Below are 17,571 nucleotides of genomic sequence, written 5' to 3' on the forward strand. Positions count from 1 at the left end.
ATTATAGAAAAAGGTTCACATGAAGAACTTATCAAACTAAAAGGAAGTTATTACCATCTAGTTAAAAATCAACTTGATTTAGGTAAATAAAGGCCTTATAAAGATATTCTCTCGCGAAGAATAGACACAATCCTTGAGTGTCTTTAAAAGATCAAGGATTTAATCAATTTTATAAATTATTTAAAAATGAAAAAGTCAATTTTAAACTTAGGAAAAGCTTTACACAAAGCTGATTTAAAAAAAATTAATGGAGGAGTTGGATTTGGAGAATTTGGATGTAATTCAGATTTAGATTGTGACTCAGCTAGACTTCGTTGTTGTTCTGGTATTTGTTTGAGTTTTGATTCTCGATATGATGAGATTTGCAGTTTATAAAAGTTACGTTTTATAAGCTATTTATTATCAAATGAGTTTGTACAATTCATTATAGTAACTATAATTATTCCTTGAGTGTCTTGAAAAGTTCAAGGATTTAATCAATTCATATTTTTTAAAATGAAAAAGAAACTTTTAAAAGTAGGAGCAATTCTAGAAAAAACTGAACAACAATTAATTAAAGGTGGTAGTAACAATTGCGATTATTATGCTAGGATAAACCTTTGTTTTGCTGATAACGATCCATATTGTAAGTCATGTAGTCAAATAGGTAATTATCCAGGAGCTGCATCTTGTGTTAATTTGGATAACGGTTGTTTTGAATTTTAGAATTAATATTCTTTCACAAAGAATAGACATAAGCCTTGAGTGTCTATAAATAGTCAAGGATTTAATCAATTTATAAACTATTTGAAAATGAAAAAATCAATTTTAAATATAGGTAAGGCTTTAGATAAAGTAGAGCAAAAGGAAATTAAAGGAGGTTTCATACCTACTCTATACCAATTCTGTTGTACTAGAACACAAGGTTTCTGGATTAGTCAATATCCTTTTATAGGAAATGATCCTTTTTATACTTGTACAGGAGATGTATGCTCTGGTGGTAATGAGCTTCCATGGTAAAATGAAAAACTCAATTTTAAAATTAGGTAAATCTTTAGCTAAAAAAGAGCTTAAAAGAATTAAAGGAAGTGAAGGTACACGATGTATTGAATGGTGCAGCGATGGTACGTGTAATTGCTGGTCTAATTTTGACTTCTGTACTTCTGATACCGATCCCTGTCCATTTTAAATAAAAAAAACAATTTTTAAAACATAAAATAATGAAAAATTCAATTTTAAATCTAGGAAAAATATTAAATAAAGACGAACAAAAAAAAGTAAACGGAGGAGTTAATTGTTTTGATTGTCAAAGTTACTGTATAGCAAATAGTGGAGGCGACCGAACGGTGTACGGTGTGTGTATAGGAGAATGTATTGCTCAATATTGTTAAATTAATTAATAAGATTTAAAAAAAATCTCTCGTGGATAATAGACACAACCCTTGAGTGTCTTTAAATGATCAAGGATTTAATCAATTTAATTTTTTTTAAAATGAAAAAATCAATTTTAAATGTTGGTAAGGCTTTAAATAAAGCTGAACAAAAGTCTATTAATGGAGGACAACAATTTTATGGGCCATGTTTTGAATGGTGTGCCGATCCTTATTTACAGCAAATTTTTTGGAAACCATTAAACTGTAACTGTAATACAGGTGGAAGTGGAGGAAACTCAGGTGGAGGAACCCCAGGTGGAGGAAATCCAGGTGGAGGCCCAGTTGATCCAGTATAAGAATCATTAATAAAAAATGAAAAACTGAATTTTAAACCTTGAAAAAGTTCTAAATATAAAAGAACAAAAAGAAGGTTGATTTTGGTTTTAGTACGTTGGAAGAAATTCTCACACTACCAACTGTTAGTATCCTTTATATTATTTTAAGGGAAACTATCTTTTATGAAAAATAACTAACACTCTTAGAAAGAGTATAAAAATTAAATTATGAAAAAATCAATTTTAAATTTAGGAAAAGCTTTAAATAAAGCAGAACAAAAAAAAGTAAACGGAGGGTCTCCTTGCGATTATTATATAAATCATGGATTATGTTTTGGTCCAGTTCCAGGATGTTTACCTTGTGGACAAATGAGCGCATATCCAGGAGCAAGTAGGTGTGTATTAGTACATGCTTCTTGTATGGAAGGAAATGAGTTGAATTAAAAAACTTAAATAATAAGGATGAATTGTTTTATCCTTATAAGGGAAGTAACTAATTACTTCCCTTATTTAATCAAACCTAATAATAAAATATGCCAAGAGAAATAGAAGATATAGAAATACGTAGTGAAGAAGTACAAGAAATACTAAGCCAAGTACCCAATTGGATGATTCGTTGGGGAAACACTTTGTTTTTAGTATTAATTCTTATGCTTTTATTTATCTCATGGTTTGTAAAATATCCTGATGTAATTACTTCAGAAGTAATGGTAACTACATCATTTCCTCCTGAAAAAATATATGCTAAATCAGCAGGTCAATTTGAAGTGTTTTTAGCTAGTGAAGAAAAAAATGTAACAAAAAATGAGATTCTAGCTGTCATAGAAAACAGCGCTTCTTACAAAGATGTTTTACTATTAAAAAGTATTGTAGATACTATAAACATAAATAAAAACGCTTTTTCTTTCCCTATAGAGAAATTACCTCCTTTACTATTAGGAGATATAACGGTTAGTTTTTCTCAATTCCAAAATGATTATACTGAATATCAGTTAAATGAAAAGTTAACACCTCTTAAATCTGAAAGTTTTGCCAATAGAATGTCGCTTATAGAAGCCAAAGGCAGATTAGAAATTTTAATTTCTCAAAAAGAAATTAATAAAAAAGAACTACAATTTAAAAAGAAAGACCTTGAACGAAGTGAAAACTTATTTTCTCAAGGAGTTATTTCAGCTAAAGAAAAAGAGCAAAAAGAAGTGGATTATTTACAATCTGAAAGAGCTTATAAAGGTTTAGAAAATTCAATATCACAAATTAGAGAGTTAATCAATAATTCTAATAGAAATATAGAAGGTACTTCTATAAAGAAAACACAAAATGATATTCGTTTTAAAAATAAAGCTATTCAATCATTCTTACACTTAAAAAAAGCAATAAGAGATTGGGAAAAGCAATATGCATTAACTTCTTCTATCAATGGTAAAGTATCTTTTTTGTCTTTTTGGAATAAAAATCAGACTGTAAAAACAGGAGAGTTAATTTTTATTGTAATTCCTACCGAAGGAAATTCGTTTATAGGAAAGATAAAAGCTCCTGCAGCAAATTCAGGAAAAATAAAGAAAGGTCAAAAAGTTCAAATCAAACTATTAAATTACCCATCGGATGAGTTTGGTGAGTTAAATGGAACTGTCAAATCAATATCTCCGATTCCTGATGAAGAAGGAAACTATTTAATAGATGTAAACTTGCCTCAAGACTTAAAAACAACTTATGACAAAAAAATAGCTTTCAAACAGGAAATGAAAGGAACTGCAAATATTGTAACTGAAGATTTACGTTTGATAGAGCGTTTTTTCTATCAACTTAGAAATATTGTCAAGTAAAAATATTCTTTCGCGAAGAATAGACATAACCCTTGAGTGTCTTTAAATGATCAAGGATTTAATCAATTTAAATTACTTAAAATGAAAAAATCAATTTTAAATTTAGGAAAAGCTTTAAATAAAGTAGAGCAAAAATCAATTAATGGAGGAGGTCCAAGTTGTCCAGGTCCTATTTGTTATGGGATAGCAGGATTTGGATGTGGTACTTGTGAAGATTACCATGCGTTACCATTTGAGTGTAAATCAAGAGTGTTAGTGCATGCTAATTGTTTTGGTAAATAATTAAAATCTTAAATTTATATAAAATGAAAAAATCAATTTTAGATTTAGGAAAAGCTCTAAAGAAAGCTGAGCAAAGAACAATTAACGGAGGTTTTGAAGGAGAGGAAGATAATGGTCCAAATGGGCAGGGATGTTATAAATATCGAACGACTGCTGTAAATTGTATAAGTCCATGGATTTATGCTCCAGGATGTGGATGGGTTTGTATGGTTGCACCGGAAGGACCATAAAATAATTTTATTAGTATTATAATGACAGTATTTATAAAACTGTTCTTATATCCTACAAATTTTATTAAATCTAAAAACATTAATGTAGAGATGAAAAAATCAATTTTAAATTTAGGACAAGCTTTAAATAAAGCAGAACAAAAATCAATTGCAGGAGGAGGAATTAACTTCATAGGAAGTAGTTGTTATACATCTATGAGTAGATGTAATAGTGCTATGGCTGCAGCTATATCTCATGGAGCAGATCCAGCTCAAACAAGATGTGAACCATGTATTTTACATTGGGGAGCTTCAGGATTTGAGGTAAGAATTTACGGTACATTATTTTAAAAATATAATTAAGTTATGAAGAAATCAATTTTAAATTTAGGAAAGACTTTGAATAAATCAGAGCAAAAAACTATTAAAGGAGGAGAAGCTCCTGGAGAAGGTAATAATGAAGGGCCAAATAGCAGAGGTTGTTATGAACAGCCTGTTGCAGATGTTGATTGTATAAGTCCTTGGGTGTACTTTCCAGGATGCGGTTTTCAATGTAAAATCCGTCCAACATTTTAACAATTAAAACGTTAAAAATGATAACCTCAATTGTAAATTTAGCAAAGATGTTAAAAAACATCTGAACAAATAGCTAATTATACCTGCGAAGCATAAATTTGTTAAACTCACTAGTATTCTAATACAAGATAATGATGTGTTACCCACAATTGGAACTATGTTTCAGAGATAGTTATTCGGGGTGTCATTCAATTGTTTTATAAATTTTATAATATGAAAAATCAGATTTTAAGTTTGGGTAAAATTCTAAAAAAGCCTGAACAAAAATTAGTGTTAGGAGGTGATAAAGAACAACTTCCAATATGCAAATGTAATGGTGTAGGACAAATAATAAATCAACCTTGTGAAGGTTATGGCCCAGGTTGTGGTGTTATTGATATTGATGTTTGTTCAGTATTTCCATCACTTTGCTAAAAGTTATGATTGACACCAATTAATATAATTATATATTATATAATTAAAAAAGCCTCTTAATTTTAATTAAGAGGCTTTTGTTTATTATTTAGTAACTTATAATTAGTTATTGTTAAAACGGTCTAAACCTGTTTTCAACCATTTATAATAAGTTGAGTGATCTGTATATTGTTGAGGAGAATTAAGTACCTCTAAACTTGGGCTCATTAACACATAGAAAGGTTGTGAAGCAGTTTTAAAGTTTGCTGCTTGTAAAGTAGCCCATTTGTCACCATAAGTTCTAATTCTTTTTACTTTACCATTTGGTTTAATAAAATCAAATTGTTGATCTTCTGGTAATTTTCTTTCATGATCATCTACGTATAATGAAATTAATACATAATCATCATTAATTAATGAATAGATATCTGGTTGACTCCAAATGTTTTCTTCCATCTTACGACAGTTAACACATGCCCAACCTGTAAAGTCTAATAAAACAGGCTTGTTTACAGACTTAGCATAAGCAATACCTTCTTCAAAATCTTTGAAACAATTTAAGTTAAGAGGACATTGATTGTCTGTTTTATATATACTATGGAACTTAGGTGGAGCAAATCCACTTAATAATTTTCCTTGATTCCATGCTGGTTTTTCCATAACACCTGGAGCTAAGTAAACAGCAGCTGCTAAAGCAGTTAAACCAAGTAAAACTCTAAAGAAAGAAATTTTACCATACTTTTTTCCGATGATACCAAATAAATAAAGAGCCATTAAGAAAGCAATTAAAGCCCATATACCAATGAAAACTTCTCTTTTTAATACTCCCCAGTGACCAACTAAATCTGCATTAGATAAGAATTTAAAAGCAAATGCTAATTCTAAGAAACCTAAAACAACTTTTACAGTATTTAACCATCCTCCAGATTTTGGTAAAGAATTTAACCATCCTGGGAACATTGCAAATAAAGCGAAAGGTAAAGCTAATGCAGTACCAAAACCAATCATACCAGCAGATAATTGCATTGCACCTCCATTAGTACCTAAAGATCCTGCTAATAAAGATCCTAAGATAGGTCCTGTACAAGAGAATGATACGATAGCTAAAGTTAATGCCATGAAGAAAGTACCAATAATACCTCCAATGTTTGACGCACTATCCGCCTTGTTACTCCAAGAGCTTGGTAATGTTAATTCGTAGAAACCAAAGAAAGATCCTGCGAAGAATATAAGTACCACAAAGAAAAACACATTTAACCAAATATTAGTTGAAATAGTATTTAAAATTTCTGGGTCTAAAGTATCTAAATAGTGGAATGGTAAACTTAAAAGTCCATAAATTAAAACAATAAAGAAACCATATAATAAAGCGCTACCTATTCCTTTTCCTTTTTTCTCAGAACGCTTTGTGAAAAACGATACAGTTAAAGGTACCATTGGGAAAACACAAGGAGTTAAAAAGGCTAATAAACCACCTACAAATCCTAATAAGAAAATGTTAAATAAAGTATCACCTTCTTCATCATTAGTTTTCTCAGTAGAACTCTTTAATAAAACTGTGTTTTTTAAGTTTAAGTTCAATGTTTGAGATAAAGATTGACTTTTATCATCAACTTCAGCAACAGTTTGAACAACTTCTTCACCAGTTAATGAGAAAGTAAAATCTTCATCGAAAGGTAAACAATATTCCTTACATATTTGAGCGTCTAAGTTAAGTGTAATTTGAGTTAAACTTGGATCAGAAACAGTAATTCGTTGAATTAATTTAGCTTCATCAACAAAAAAGATTTCATCTTTTCCCCAAATTTCACTGAATTCAGTTTCAGTTTCACTTTCCTTAGCTTTACCATTAAGAGTATAACCAGTTTGTCCTTCAGCAGGAGCAATAGTCATTGGTAAAGAAGCATCTTCTGGATTGTATTGCGAGTATAAGTGCCAATCTTCAGCAATTTCTACTTCGAAAATTAAGTCGTATTCGGTGTCCGAAATTTTTTCAACGGTAGGAGTTACAACAATAGGATTGTCATCTGATTGAGAGTAAACCGTAAAACCTATGAACAATAAAAATAGAGTAAAGAATTTTTTCATTCGAGTTAGTTTATAAGGGGTTGTTTTTATATAGTTATTCTTAATAATTGTGTTGTGCTGTTAGAAGATAAAAAACGCCTGTCTTGTCGTTTTCCGATAATCCAAATAATTTCATTATCACCTGAACAAAGCAACCAAATGTTTTTTTTGTCAAAAACAGATATCTTTTCGTCTTTAAAATATTTACTTAATTTTTTTTTACCCATCATTCCTGTAGGATAAAAATAATCACCCTTTTCCCATTTTCTTAGGATGAGGGGGTAATTTAATAAATTTTTATCGACATAAATAGTATTTATATCTGTTCTTGTCTTTTTTTGAACGTTTTTAAATAATAAGTTAATGGGACTTACTATTTGGGTGTTTTCTTTATAAATGATAACTCGTTCATTTTCAGACGAGCTGTTTTTATTAGTGCGTAAAAGTAATAAAAAATCTCTGTCTTTCAATAAAGTATAGAAATTTGTTGATACTTTCTTACCCGATTGGGCATAAATTAAATTGTAAACATCATCCCATTCAGTAAATTTATACTCCTTTAAAATTTGATATAAATAAGCTTTTGGATTAGAAAAAGATAAAATTTTCTTAATGTCTATTTTTATAATATCCCCTTTATTAATAAGGATTTCAGGAGATATTTCTTTTATTTTATCGTTTACAATTTGTTGAGATTGCTTTAAAAATTCATTCGTTTTAATAAATGAATTTAATAGGCTAGGATTAACCTCTTTTAAAGTAGGAATAATTTGATGTCTTATTTTATTTCTAAGGTATTTTATTTCGGAATTACTAGCATCTTCTCGCCACTGAATTGCATTTGTTATGGCAAAATTCTTAATTTCTTCTCTAGAAAAAATCAATAAAGGACGTACTATATTACCGTTTATAGTAGGAATTCCTGTTAAGCCTTCTAAACCAGTGCCTCTTGTTAAATTGATTAAAAATGTTTCTAAATTATCATCAGCATGATGAGCTGTTAAAATGTAGTCGAAATCATGTTCTTTAGCTAATTGATTAAACCAATCATAACGGAGTTTTCTAGCAGCTAGCTGAGTTGATAGTTTATGTTTTTTAGCATACTCATCTGTTTTAAATTGAATTGTATGAGTACTTAATGAAAGTTCTTTTCCTAAATCGTTAATAAAAATTTCATCTAAATCACTCTCTTTACCTCGTAATTGAAAGTTACAATGAGCTAATGAAATATTAAACTTTAACTGATGTAATAAGTGGGTTAAAACAACACTGTCTATTCCTCCTGAAATAGCAATTAAAAGCTTTTTTTTTCTTAAAAAAGGGAGGTTGTTATTAATATGTTCAGCTAGTCTAAGCAATATGAATAGATAATTAAAAGCCTTTTTAGTTAACTAAAAAGGCTTTGTGTTTTTTACTTTAAATTTTTAATTCATCAAATAAATCAATTAAAGCTTTATTTGATGGTCTAGGAGCACTTGCACTAACAATTTTTCCCTCAGGGTTAATTAAGATAAAACGAGGAATACCGTTAATACCGTAATCTTTTATAAACTTAGAGTTCCAATCGTTATCAGCAAATAATTGAACCCCCCCAAGTTCTTTATCTTTAATCATTTGTTCCCAAAGACCATGGTCTTTTTTAGGGTCAATTGAAATACTTACAAACTCAATGTTTTTATCGTGGTATTGTTTTTCAACTTTTTTTAATGATGGTATTTCTGCTTTACATGGTCCACACCAAGTAGCCCAAACATCAATATATACATATTTACCTCTAAAGTCTTTTAATGAAGATGTACCACCAGCATAGTTTTCAAAGTTCTCAAAAGCTGGAGAATCTGAACCACGACCAAGTTTTTTGATTAATTCATATTTTTGAGTTAATCCTTTTTTGAAATCTTCATCAGTAGAAAGTTCTATAATAGCATTGTAAATTCCTTCTGGATTTGGGTTTTCAAAAGAAACTTCATATGCTACACTTTTTAATAATCCGTTTTTAATAACTTTACTTTTTACATTTTTAATAAAGTCAACTGCAGCCTTGTCAAAAGCAACACTATCTTTTTTTACAACTTCATCAACTTTAGCATAAAAATTTCTTCCTACTAAATTTTTGTAAGCAGAGAATGTTTTATAATGCTCTTCATTATCATAATTTAAATCCTTTGCTAAGTCAGGAAAATCTTTAGATGCTTTAAAATCGTTATTCTTGGTGAAATAAGCATGTGCACGCTCATATTGTTTTGCAGTCATAATATGATCATAATTAATGCTTGTTTTTTCCAAATCAATAAAGTCTTTGTCTAAGTTATCAGTAAAAGAATTTAGTAATTCAGTTTTTTGATTGTCTAATTTCTTTAAAAAGTCTGCTTCTTCTGAAGAAAATAAATCTTTAGTGTCTTGCTTTTCTTTGATTAAGTATTTTTGAGCTAAGAAGTTATTTTCATTACTACCTTCACCTTTATAAGTAATGGTTTCATCAAATTCTTTAGCGTTCATATTTAAGGTAATGTTATACCCATCTTGTAAATAAATAGTAGAACTTTCTTTTCCGTCAGAAAATCTAAAATATCCATTAGCATCAAAAATAGTATCAGAAAAAGTTCCGGTTTCAGAAACATCTATATCTTTTACTTTTTTGTTTTCGCTATTTATAATAGCTAATAAACCACTGTTTGGATTTTCAATTTTACCAGAAAACAAAACGTAGTTCTTTTTTTCTTGTTTACATGAAATAATAGTTAGAACTATTACTAGTAATAGTAGTCTTCTCATAGTTACTGTTTGTATTAAAGTTTACGCAATATAATATTTTCAATGACAAGTTGGTTTACTTCGTTTTTGAATTTAACCAATCAACAATATCATTAAGCATTTCTTCAGCACATAAATCATTATGTAATTCGTGATAACCTCCTTGATAAAGTTTTAAAGTTGCGTTGTCAGTATTATTAGCAAATGCTTCGGTTCCTTTATAATCAATAATTTTATCGTCTGTTCCATGTAATAAAAACATAGGAGTTTTTAAAGAGGCGGCATTTTCTATAGCCCAATCTGCTGAATCGAAGAAGGATAATGAAAAGTTAGGACTTATTTTATCGTGTACTAAAGAATCATTTACATATTTATCTACTTCTTCTTGGATACGTGAAATATGAGAAGTTTCTAATTCACTAGGTAAAGTAATAGAAGGAGCAATTTTCTGCATTAATTTTCCAATAGATAATTTCCAAGCTGGTGGTTGAAAAGCTAACTTTAGCATTGGACTGGTTGCTATGGTTCCTACTAAATTATGTTCGTTACGAAGTGTATAATTAATTACGGTATTCCCTCCCATAGAATGTCCATATAAAAACATTGGTTTGTTTCCAAAAACGTTTTTTGCTTGTTCTATTAATTTAGAAACACTTTCTAAAACAGCATCAAAACTAGGGTTGTGTCCACGTTTGCCAGTAGTTTTACCATGTCCAAAATGATCAAAAGCAATAACTCCAAAATTATTATCCGTAAGTTTTTTAGCCACATGTTGATAACGACCAGAGTGTTCTCCCATTCCATGAACAAGAATTACCACAGCTTTTACAGTTTCAGGCTGCCAGTATTGGCCAAAAAAAGTTGTTTTATGATAATTAAAATTGAATTCTTGATGTGTCATAATCTATTGTTTTTTTAACCAAACTCTGATTTCTTTTTTTAAAGAAACTTCAGGCTTAGGCAAAGGGATAGTTTTACCAAATTGTTTACTTCTTTTAAATTTAGAGAAAGCAATTTTATGTTGCTTCCATGCTTCTGGATATAACTCTAAAAACTTATTAAAAAAGCTTTGCTCATTTACTATTCCTTCTATGTTTGAAAGTACTTGGGTGAATTTTTCTTCTTGATCTATAATCATTATTCAGTATATATAAATAAACTACCTCTTAATTTAGTAGAGGTTTTTAATTTTGCTTCTGAAGCTTCCGTAGAGGTTATTTATTCTCTAGTGATATCTCCTTCGTCTGAAATTTTAAAATAAAGAGTAGAAGGGTTTTCAGAAACATATTCTGTTAACACAATTCTGTTTTTATCAATTTTTGAAGTTGTTTTTAAGATACCATCTGTAATTTCATCATAAGCCAAAACTTGACTATTAATTATAGTAAAGTCTTTATCGTAGTTTACTAACATTGAAATAACTTCATTGTTGTTTGGGTAGAAATAGAAAACAACTGATTGAAAATTATCTGATATTTTAGGTAAATATGAAATTCCAATTTTAGCTTTTTCATCATTTAATTGATCTTCAAAAATTGAAGGCAATTTCAATAGTTTCTGCTCTTCTTTATTTAAAAGTTTCCCTTCTACATGATTGTTAAAATTTGTACTGTCAATCAGAGGAAGTTGTTTTACAGGGTAATTATTTACAAAAGAATATTTATTGGATTTACAAGCAATTCCACCAATTAATAAGGTGGCAAGAATTAAGGTTTTAAAAATGTTTTTCATAGGGATAAATATAATTAAGTTTAATTAGTTGTTTAATAGAACATATTTCATGGCTTTAGCTTTTAAAAGACATTCTTCATATTCTTTTTCTGGAGTAGACTTGGCAGTAATGGCACCACCTACTGAATAAGAAACGTATTTTTCGTCACTATTGTATAAAATACTTCTGATTACTACATTAAAATCAAAATTTCCATCAGGAGTAAAGTAACCTACTGTACCAGAATATAATCCACGTTTAGTTTCCTCTAATTCTTCAATAATTTTCATTGCTGAAATTTTAGGAGCTCCAGTCATACTTCCCATAGGAAATGTATCTTTTATTACATCTACAGGATGTGTAGTAATTGCTACTTCTGAAGTTACAGTAGAAATCATTTGATGTACTTGCTTAAAAGAATATACTTTGCATAATTCTTCTACCTGAACACTTCCTTTTATAGCAGTTCTAGATAGGTCGTTTCTAACTAAGTCAACAATCATAATATTTTCCGAACGCTCTTTTTCATCACGAGCTAAGTCGAAAGCAATTTTTTCATCTTCTATTTGACTAATTAAACGCTTTGCAGTTCCTTTTATAGGTTGAGAAATAATTTTAGTTCCTTCTTTTTTAATATATCTTTCAGGAGTAGCAGATAAAAGGTGTAAATTCTCATGCTTGAAAAAAGTAGCAAAAGGAGGTTCGGAAATCTCATTTAAATGTGTGTAAACTTCGTAAGGGTTTATGATTGTATTTTCAGCATAAAATTCTTGACAAAAGTTAGCCTCATAAATGTCACCTCTGTGAATGTGTTCTAAAACTTTAGTAACTTTTTCGTGGTATTCGTCCTTATGAATTCGAAGTTTAATTTTAATATCACTTTCTTCAGGTGAATTATTTTCTTGGATTCTATTATAAATAGGAATAGCCTCGATAATTTCTTCAAAATCTTCTTCTAGTTCATCATCAATCATTTGTAAATAATGAAATTCAACGGTGTTTCCTTTGATGAAAATTAGTTTTTGAGGCTGAAAGAAATACAAATCAGGAAAATGAAGTCCATCAAAATTATTAGAACTCAGTTTTTCTGTATCGTTTTTAACATCGTAACTGATATACCCGAAAATATAATCTTTGGTATAAGATTGGTATTCTTTTAATTTATCAAAGGCATTATGGTAATCTGTTTTAATAGAAGTAAATTCATCAACAGCAATCGCACAATCAAAAGAAGAATATTTTTGTTCGTAATTATTTGAATCTAGCCAAATAGCAGTTTCAAATTGTTGCATCCATGAAAATACTTTTTGCTTAAATATTTTAGGATCTTCTATTTTAAAATTACGTTGAGTTCTTTTAGACATCGTACAAAAATAAGAATACGAAAATACTTTTGTTTTCTTTTTCCTACTTTTATAAAAATCTAATTAATTAAACAGAATGAAAAAAACAGTATTCTTTTTTTTACTTGTTTCTATAATAGCATGTAATACGCCAGAAAAGAAAAAGAAAGTAGCGGAAATAAAAAAAGAACCAGTACCAACTTTAAATTTAGAGCAAGCTAAACGGTTAGTTTCATTACCAATAAATTGTATTGAAGTAGAGTATCCTAATAAATTGAATCAGGTAATAGGTGATTCGTTAGATTTACAATCACCAAAAGAATTACATCCTGCATTTTATGGTTGTTTCGATTGGCACTCGTCTGTACATGGGCATTGGAGTTTAGTTTCTTTATTAAAACAATTTCCAAACCTTAATAATTCAGTAGAAATAGAGCAAAAACTACTGAATAACATTTCAAAAGAAAACATAGAGAAAGAAGTAGCTTATTTTCATGGAAAGCATAATAAAAGTTATGAACGAACTTATGGGTGGGCTTGGTTATTAAAGTTAGCAGAAGAACTACATACATGGGATAGTCCAACTGCTAGACAACTAGAAAAAAACTTACAACCATTAACAGACTTAATTGTAGAGAAATATTTTGACTTTTTACCAAAATTAAAATATCCAATTAGAGTAGGAGAACATACTAACACAGCTTTTGGATTAACCTTTGCGTGGGATTATGCAAAAACAGTAGGAAATTCTAAGTTACAAGATTTAATTAAAAAACGAGCAAGAGACTTTTATTTAAAAGATGCACATTGTCCGTTATCATGGGAGCCTAGTGGTTACGATTTCTTGTCGCCTTGTTTACAAGAAGCAGCAATTATGAAACGTATTATGTCACCAGCCGAATTTAGATTATGGTTTGCCGATTTTCTTCCACAATTAAAAGATAAGAATTTTACATTTCCAGTAGGAGAAGTGTCGGATAGAAAAGATGGGAAGCTAGTTCACTTAGATGGAGTAAACTTTTCAAGAGCTTGGGCATTGAATAGAATTATTAAAGGAATGCCAAATTATAAGCACTTAAAAAATATAGCTAATCAGCATATAAACTATTCGTTGCCAAATATTGTAGGCGATAGTTATGAAGGAGGTCATTGGTTAGGAAGTTTTGCTATTTATGCATTAAACTCTATTGATAATGATTAAAAAACTATTTCAAAATATAGGTCCTGGAACTTTAGTAGCAGCAGCTTTTATTGGTCCAGGAACTGTAACATTGTGTACACTCGCAGGAGTTAATTTTGGAATGAATTTATTATGGGCAATGCTATTGTCCATTATTGCTACTATTGTATTACAAGAAATGGCGGCAAGGTTGGGGATAATTTCTCAAAAAGGATTATCGGAAGTAATTAGAGAAGAAATAAAATCGCCTTTTTTTAAACAGTTTATTACGGTTTTAATACTGTCAGCTATTGTTGTTGGGAATGCATCTTACGAAGCTGGAAATATAAGTGGTGGAATTTTAGGTTTAGAAACCGTATTTGGTAGTTGGTTATTTTCTTTTGGTGGTTTTACGGTAAATGTAATGAGTTTAATCATTGGAATCATTGCTTTTATTCTTTTATACATAGGGAATTATAAGTTTTTAGAAAGAGCTTTGGTTACTTTGGTTATTTTAATGAGTGTTTCTTTTTTAATAACAGCAATTGTAACAAAGCCAAACTTTTTGGAGATTATAAAAGGAATGTTGATTCCTAAATTCCCAGAGAAAAGTTTGTTAACGATAATAGGGCTAATAGGAACTACAGTAGTGCCATATAACTTATTTTTACATGCTTCTTTAGTAAAGGAAAAATGGAAAACTTCGGAAGATTTATCATTTGCAAAAAAAGATACAATAATTTCTATTGTGCTGGGAGGATTGGTTTCTATGGCAATTATAATTTCAGCAGCAGCTATCAATTCATCAGAAATAAATAATGCAGCCGATTTAGCTAAAGGATTAGAACCATTATACGGAAGTTTTTCTAAATACTTCTTAGCATTAGGATTGTTTGCAGCTGGAATTACATCGGCAATAACAGCACCTTTGGCGGCGGCCTATGTAGCAAAAGGATGTTTAGGATGGAAAGAAGGATTAAAGTCTAAAAAGTTTAGAGCAGTTTGGATGTTTATTTTATTGATAGGAGTAGTGTTTTCTTCTATAGGAATAAAACCAATTGAAATTATCAAGTTTGCACAAATAGCCAATGGAATGTTGTTGCCAATTATAGCAGGAATTCTATTGTGGATTATGAATAAAAAATCATTACTAGGAAAGTATAGTAATACAAAAACTCAAAATATTATTGGGTTTTTAATTTTAGGAATTAGTATATTCTTAGGACTAAAAAGTGTTTTAAAGGTATTTGATGTATTCTAAATTATCTATAGATATTAATTGTGATGTAGGCGAAGGCATTGGAAACGAAGCAACTTTGATGCCTTATATATCTTCCTGCAATATTGCATGCGGAGCACATGCTGGTAGTGTAAAAATTATTGATTATGTAATAAGTCTAGCTAAAAAGCACAAAGTGAAAATTGGAGCACATCCTTCATTTCCAGATAGAGAAAACTTTGGAAGAGTGGTATTAGATATTTCAGAAAAAGAACTTCAGTACAGTATAGAAAATCAAATTAATTTACTGAAAGAAAGGGCTGCGTTACAAGGAGAAAAACTACATCATATAAAACCACATGGCGCTTTGTATAATATAATAGCAAAGAGTAGAAGTGTAGCACAATTGGTAATAAAAGCAATTCAAAATACTTGTCCAGAACTATTTTTATATGTTCCCTATAATTCGGTGATTGCAGAAGAAGCTTTAAAAAATAATTTGCAAATACAGTATGAAGCTTTTGCAGATAGGAATTATAATGAGGATTTGACCTTGGTGCCGAGAAGTCAAGAAAATGCCATGATTACCGATAAAAAAGTAGTGTTTTTGCATATACAAAGGATGATTGTAGACAAAAAAGTAGCTACAATTAAAGGAGTCAAGAAAATACTAGCCGATACTATTTGTGTGCATGGAGATACAGAGAGTGCGGAAGAATTAGTGAAGTATATTCATACAAAGCTTACAGAAAATAATATCAACGTTGTTTAAAAAGCCAACATATACATTTTTTGGAGAACGAACCATTTTAATAGAATGGACTGCAGTAATATCAGAAGAGATTATTCGAGATATTACAAGGTTTGAGCAGCTTGTAAGTTCGAAGAAATCAGAACTTATAGAAGATAGCATTATAGGCTATCATTCGTTAATGCTTGTTTATAAGGAAGAGCCTAAAAAACAAGAAATAACATCACTACAAGAATTATATGAAGACAGTAGTGCAATTGCAGAAGAGTCAAACTATTTATGGGAAATACCAGTATGTTATGAGCCACAGTTTGGAATAGATTTACAAGAACTAGCGAGAAACTTACAGTTAACACCAGAAGAGCTTGTACAAAAGCATAGTGCTACTCAGTATAACGTGTATTTTATAGGTTTCTTACCAGGCTTTTTATATTTAGGAGGTTTAGAAAAATGTTTGCATTTTCCTAGAAAAGCCACACCAAGATTAAAAGTAGCCAAAGGGTCGGTGGCAATAGGAGGAAGTCAAACAGGGATTTATCCGCAGGAGAGTGCAGGAGGATGGAACATTATAGGGCAAACTCCAATATCATTGTTTGATATTACAAAAGAAACACCATGTTTTGCAAAGTCAGGAGATAAAATTCAGTTTGTGCCAATAACACTCTCAGAATACGAAAAGATAGTAGGGCAGAAGGAAAAATATCAATTAACAAAAACGTTGTTAGATGATTAAAGTATTAGCTTCTGGAATTTATAGTTCTATACAAGATACTGGTAGAAAAGGATATCGGAAAATTGGAGTGCCAGTTTCTGGAGTAATGGATGTTTATTCGGCACAATTAAGTAATAACTTATTACATAATAACGAAGATGCAGCGCTTATAGAAGTTACTTTCGGAGGTTGTAAACTAGAATTTTTAGCAGATACTTTTATTTGTATTACTGGAGCTGATTTTTCTCCTAAGTTAAATGATGCATCTATTAAACTAAACTCAGTACAAAGAGTTACAAAAGGAACAATATTATCTTTTGGAAAAAGAAACTATGGGGTGCGAACGTATATAGGAGTCTTGGGAGGGTTAAAAACAGCACAGTTTCTTAATAGCCGAAGCTTTTACAAAGGAATCACGCCAGATTTTATGTTGAAAAAAGGAGCAGTTCTACAAATAGAAACTGTAAAAAATCAATTGGAAAGAAGTTTTGCTACGGTTAAAGTACAATTAAAACATTTTACTTCTGAAAAGATTTCGTGTTTTAAAGGTCCAGAATTTAATATGCTCTCTTCTGAACAAATAAAATTACTTCAAGAAACTCTATTTACCATTTCGTCAGATAATAGTCGTATGGGGTATCGACTTAATGAGATTGTTCCCAATAATTTTGATTCCATGTTAACTTCAGGAGTGTTACCAGGTACAGTACAATTAACGCCTTCTGGAAAATTGATTGTACTAATGCGAGACTGTCAGGTTACAGGAGGCTATCCTCGTGTATTACAACTTTCAGAAAAAGGGATTAATATACTTGCTCAAAAAACTACGGGAGATGTGTTGAGGTTTGTTGTTGAGTAAACTTTATTGGGGTGATTTTAGTTTTT

General features: G+C 30.0%; 24 protein-coding genes. 17 read left to right on the plus strand and 7 right to left on the minus strand.

Going from position 1 to position 17,571, the window contains the following annotated elements; translation table 11 throughout:
* Positions 1-186: 186 nt before the first annotated feature.
* The 12 genes from Q0958_RS13730 to Q0958_RS13785 all read left to right on the plus strand — a co-directional run bounded on the left by Q0958_RS13730 (position 187) and on the right by Q0958_RS13785 (position 4,991).
* The gene (locus Q0958_RS13730) at positions 187-375 is read left to right on the plus strand and encodes a hypothetical protein (RefSeq protein ID WP_299124030.1); all 189 of its coding nucleotides are present in this window, start codon (positions 187-189) and stop codon (positions 373-375) included.
* A 120-nt stretch (positions 376-495) separates the two neighbouring features.
* Positions 496-705 carry a hypothetical protein gene (locus tag Q0958_RS13735; RefSeq protein ID WP_299124032.1) on the plus strand — a complete coding sequence of 70 codons (210 nt, stop codon included), beginning with the start codon at positions 496-498 and terminating at the stop codon, positions 703-705.
* Positions 706-792: 87 nt separating this feature from the next.
* The gene (locus Q0958_RS13740) at positions 793-999 is read left to right on the plus strand and encodes a hypothetical protein (protein ID WP_299124034.1); all 207 of its coding nucleotides are present in this window, start codon (positions 793-795) and stop codon (positions 997-999) included.
* Between the two features lie 200 nt (positions 1,000-1,199).
* The gene (locus Q0958_RS13745) at positions 1,200-1,370 is read left to right on the plus strand and encodes a hypothetical protein (RefSeq protein WP_299124036.1); all 171 of its coding nucleotides are present in this window, start codon (positions 1,200-1,202) and stop codon (positions 1,368-1,370) included.
* A 101-nt stretch (positions 1,371-1,471) separates the two neighbouring features.
* A complete protein-coding gene (locus Q0958_RS13750) occupies positions 1,472-1,708 on the plus strand; it encodes a hypothetical protein (RefSeq protein WP_299124038.1) in 237 nt (78 codons plus the stop codon).
* A 207-nt stretch (positions 1,709-1,915) separates the two neighbouring features.
* Entirely contained in the window at positions 1,916-2,131 is a 216-nt protein-coding gene (locus Q0958_RS13755) for a hypothetical protein (RefSeq protein ID WP_299124040.1), read from the plus strand.
* An 89-nt stretch (positions 2,132-2,220) separates the two neighbouring features.
* Positions 2,221-3,510, plus strand: coding sequence for an HlyD family efflux transporter periplasmic adaptor subunit (locus Q0958_RS13760; RefSeq protein WP_299124043.1), 1,290 nt, complete (start codon positions 2,221-2,223; stop codon positions 3,508-3,510).
* A gap of 81 nt (positions 3,511-3,591) precedes the next feature.
* Positions 3,592-3,792: a hypothetical protein gene (locus tag Q0958_RS13765; RefSeq protein ID WP_299124045.1), complete on the plus strand. Its 201-nt coding sequence runs from the start codon at positions 3,592-3,594 to the stop codon at positions 3,790-3,792.
* Positions 3,793-3,815: 23 nt separating this feature from the next.
* Positions 3,816-4,022, plus strand: a complete 207-nt coding sequence (locus Q0958_RS13770; RefSeq protein WP_299124047.1) for a hypothetical protein — start codon at positions 3,816-3,818, stop codon at positions 4,020-4,022.
* A 90-nt stretch (positions 4,023-4,112) separates the two neighbouring features.
* Positions 4,113-4,352, plus strand: coding sequence for a hypothetical protein (locus Q0958_RS13775; protein ID WP_299124050.1), 240 nt, complete (start codon positions 4,113-4,115; stop codon positions 4,350-4,352).
* Positions 4,353-4,367: 15 nt separating this feature from the next.
* On the plus strand, positions 4,368-4,577 hold the full coding sequence (locus Q0958_RS13780; RefSeq protein WP_299124053.1) for a hypothetical protein: 210 nt from the start codon (positions 4,368-4,370) through the stop codon (positions 4,575-4,577).
* A 213-nt stretch (positions 4,578-4,790) separates the two neighbouring features.
* Positions 4,791-4,991 (plus strand): hypothetical protein, encoded by a 201-nt coding sequence (locus Q0958_RS13785; RefSeq protein ID WP_299124055.1) that lies wholly within the window; start codon positions 4,791-4,793, stop codon positions 4,989-4,991.
* A 102-nt stretch (positions 4,992-5,093) separates the two neighbouring features.
* On the opposite strand, the gene Q0958_RS13790 is transcribed toward Q0958_RS13785, so the two are convergent.
* The 7 genes from Q0958_RS13790 to Q0958_RS13820 all read right to left on the minus strand — a co-directional run bounded on the left by Q0958_RS13790 (position 5,094) and on the right by Q0958_RS13820 (position 12,866).
* Positions 5,094-7,058: a cytochrome c biogenesis protein CcdA gene (locus Q0958_RS13790; RefSeq protein WP_299124058.1), complete on the minus strand. Its 1,965-nt coding sequence runs from the start codon at positions 7,056-7,058 to the stop codon at positions 5,094-5,096.
* A 26-nt stretch (positions 7,059-7,084) separates the two neighbouring features.
* On the minus strand, positions 7,085-8,395 hold the full coding sequence (gene tilS, locus Q0958_RS13795; protein ID WP_366140157.1) for a tRNA lysidine(34) synthetase TilS: 1,311 nt from the start codon (positions 8,393-8,395) through the stop codon (positions 7,085-7,087).
* Between the two features lie 58 nt (positions 8,396-8,453).
* The gene (locus Q0958_RS13800; RefSeq protein ID WP_299124060.1) at positions 8,454-9,812 is read right to left on the minus strand and encodes a TlpA disulfide reductase family protein; all 1,359 of its coding nucleotides are present in this window, start codon (positions 9,810-9,812) and stop codon (positions 8,454-8,456) included.
* A gap of 55 nt (positions 9,813-9,867) precedes the next feature.
* Positions 9,868-10,692 (minus strand): alpha/beta hydrolase, encoded by an 825-nt coding sequence (locus Q0958_RS13805; protein ID WP_299124062.1) that lies wholly within the window; start codon positions 10,690-10,692, stop codon positions 9,868-9,870.
* Between the two features lie 3 nt (positions 10,693-10,695).
* Positions 10,696-10,929 carry a hypothetical protein gene (locus Q0958_RS13810; protein WP_272151319.1) on the minus strand — a complete coding sequence of 78 codons (234 nt, stop codon included), beginning with the start codon at positions 10,927-10,929 and terminating at the stop codon, positions 10,696-10,698.
* 80 nt (positions 10,930-11,009) lie between these two features.
* A complete protein-coding gene (locus Q0958_RS13815; RefSeq protein WP_299124067.1) occupies positions 11,010-11,522 on the minus strand; it encodes a hypothetical protein in 513 nt (170 codons plus the stop codon).
* A gap of 24 nt (positions 11,523-11,546) precedes the next feature.
* Entirely contained in the window at positions 11,547-12,866 is a 1,320-nt protein-coding gene (locus Q0958_RS13820; RefSeq protein ID WP_299124070.1) for an anthranilate synthase component I family protein, read from the minus strand.
* Between the two features lie 76 nt (positions 12,867-12,942).
* Here Q0958_RS13820 and Q0958_RS13825 point away from each other — a divergent pair, with 76 nt between their 5' ends.
* The 5 genes from Q0958_RS13825 to Q0958_RS13845 are packed head-to-tail and all read left to right on the plus strand — an operon-like array spanning position 12,943 to position 17,545.
* Positions 12,943-14,046: a DUF2891 domain-containing protein gene (locus Q0958_RS13825; protein WP_299124072.1), complete on the plus strand. Its 1,104-nt coding sequence runs from the start codon at positions 12,943-12,945 to the stop codon at positions 14,044-14,046.
* Positions 14,039-15,265 carry an Nramp family divalent metal transporter gene (locus Q0958_RS13830; RefSeq protein ID WP_299124073.1) on the plus strand — a complete coding sequence of 409 codons (1,227 nt, stop codon included), beginning with the start codon at positions 14,039-14,041 and terminating at the stop codon, positions 15,263-15,265. Before Q0958_RS13825 ends, Q0958_RS13830 begins: the two co-directional genes overlap by 8 nt.
* Positions 15,255-15,995 (plus strand): 5-oxoprolinase subunit PxpA, encoded by a 741-nt coding sequence (gene pxpA, locus Q0958_RS13835; protein WP_299124075.1) that lies wholly within the window; start codon positions 15,255-15,257, stop codon positions 15,993-15,995. Before Q0958_RS13830 ends, pxpA begins: the two co-directional genes overlap by 11 nt.
* Positions 15,988-16,707, plus strand: coding sequence for a 5-oxoprolinase subunit PxpB (gene pxpB / locus Q0958_RS13840; RefSeq protein WP_299124078.1), 720 nt, complete (start codon positions 15,988-15,990; stop codon positions 16,705-16,707). Before pxpA ends, pxpB begins: the two co-directional genes overlap by 8 nt.
* Complete coding sequence (locus Q0958_RS13845) at positions 16,700-17,545, plus strand: biotin-dependent carboxyltransferase family protein (RefSeq protein ID WP_299124080.1); 846 nt, start codon at positions 16,700-16,702, stop codon at positions 17,543-17,545. The genes pxpB and Q0958_RS13845 overlap by 8 nt, the downstream gene beginning before the upstream one ends.
* Positions 17,546-17,571: the final 26 nt, after the last annotated feature.

This window comes from uncultured Tenacibaculum sp. (assembly GCF_947499065.1).
GTDB lineage: Bacteria > Bacteroidota > Bacteroidia > Flavobacteriales > Flavobacteriaceae > Polaribacter.

Coding starts and splice junctions, on each gene's coding strand:
- Q0958_RS13745 (WP_299124036.1), top strand. CDS start 1,200: ATGAAAAATTCAATTTTAAATCTAGGAAAAATATTAAATAAAGACGAA.
- Q0958_RS13780 (WP_299124053.1), top strand. CDS start 4,368: ATGAAGAAATCAATTTTAAATTTAGGAAAGACTTTGAATAAATCAGAG.
- Q0958_RS13770 (WP_299124047.1), top strand. CDS start 3,816: ATGAAAAAATCAATTTTAGATTTAGGAAAAGCTCTAAAGAAAGCTGAG.
- Q0958_RS13755 (WP_299124040.1), top strand. CDS start 1,916: ATGAAAAAATCAATTTTAAATTTAGGAAAAGCTTTAAATAAAGCAGAA.
- Q0958_RS13765 (WP_299124045.1), top strand. CDS start 3,592: ATGAAAAAATCAATTTTAAATTTAGGAAAAGCTTTAAATAAAGTAGAG.
- Q0958_RS13805 (WP_299124062.1), bottom strand. CDS start 10,692: ATGACACATCAAGAATTCAATTTTAATTATCATAAAACAACTTTTTTT.
- Q0958_RS13750 (WP_299124038.1), top strand. CDS start 1,472: ATGAAAAAATCAATTTTAAATGTTGGTAAGGCTTTAAATAAAGCTGAA.
- pxpA (WP_299124075.1), top strand. CDS start 15,255: ATGTATTCTAAATTATCTATAGATATTAATTGTGATGTAGGCGAAGGC.
- Q0958_RS13820 (WP_299124070.1), bottom strand. CDS start 12,866: ATGTCTAAAAGAACTCAACGTAATTTTAAAATAGAAGATCCTAAAATA.
- Q0958_RS13790 (WP_299124058.1), bottom strand. CDS start 7,058: ATGAAAAAATTCTTTACTCTATTTTTATTGTTCATAGGTTTTACGGTT.
- Q0958_RS13730 (WP_299124030.1), top strand. CDS start 187: ATGAAAAAGTCAATTTTAAACTTAGGAAAAGCTTTACACAAAGCTGAT.
- Q0958_RS13740 (WP_299124034.1), top strand. CDS start 793: ATGAAAAAATCAATTTTAAATATAGGTAAGGCTTTAGATAAAGTAGAG.
- Q0958_RS13815 (WP_299124067.1), bottom strand. CDS start 11,522: ATGAAAAACATTTTTAAAACCTTAATTCTTGCCACCTTATTAATTGGT.
- Q0958_RS13825 (WP_299124072.1), top strand. CDS start 12,943: ATGAAAAAAACAGTATTCTTTTTTTTACTTGTTTCTATAATAGCATGT.
- Q0958_RS13785 (WP_299124055.1), top strand. CDS start 4,791: ATGAAAAATCAGATTTTAAGTTTGGGTAAAATTCTAAAAAAGCCTGAA.
- Q0958_RS13735 (WP_299124032.1), top strand. CDS start 496: ATGAAAAAGAAACTTTTAAAAGTAGGAGCAATTCTAGAAAAAACTGAA.
- Q0958_RS13810 (WP_272151319.1), bottom strand. CDS start 10,929: ATGATTATAGATCAAGAAGAAAAATTCACCCAAGTACTTTCAAACATA.
- Q0958_RS13760 (WP_299124043.1), top strand. CDS start 2,221: ATGCCAAGAGAAATAGAAGATATAGAAATACGTAGTGAAGAAGTACAA.
- Q0958_RS13800 (WP_299124060.1), bottom strand. CDS start 9,812: ATGAGAAGACTACTATTACTAGTAATAGTTCTAACTATTATTTCATGT.
- Q0958_RS13775 (WP_299124050.1), top strand. CDS start 4,113: ATGAAAAAATCAATTTTAAATTTAGGACAAGCTTTAAATAAAGCAGAA.
- Q0958_RS13845 (WP_299124080.1), top strand. CDS start 16,700: ATGATTAAAGTATTAGCTTCTGGAATTTATAGTTCTATACAAGATACT.
- Q0958_RS13830 (WP_299124073.1), top strand. CDS start 14,039: ATGATTAAAAAACTATTTCAAAATATAGGTCCTGGAACTTTAGTAGCA.